A 261-nucleotide genomic window follows, 5' to 3' on the forward strand; every position below is an offset into this window, starting at 1 on the left:
TGTGCCTGCACAACAGGCGCATTCTCACACTGCCCATAAGTCATATACTCGCCAATGCCATCAAGCACTTCACCCGCCTTCAAGTCAATCTTAGCAGTAGTGACCACCTCAACCACTGGACCGGCTAATGGGGCAAGCACGCGATCGCCAAACAACACCGCCCGCGCCACAGACAGCGGCACCTCAAAATGACATAAGTGATAAGGAGTATAGAAGCTATACAGTGGACCTTCACCTAACTTGTACAAATTGAGATAATGG

At 50.2% G+C, this 261-nt stretch carries 1 pseudogene; it reads right to left on the reverse strand.

Going from position 1 to position 261, the window contains the following annotated elements:
* Window positions 1-261, reverse strand: a pseudogene (locus CSQ79_RS26950) (NAD(P)-dependent oxidoreductase); the annotation flags it as partial.

Source organism: Gloeocapsopsis sp. IPPAS B-1203, from assembly GCF_002749975.1.
In the GTDB taxonomy this organism is placed as follows: domain Bacteria; phylum Cyanobacteriota; class Cyanobacteriia; order Cyanobacteriales; family Chroococcidiopsidaceae; genus Gloeocapsopsis.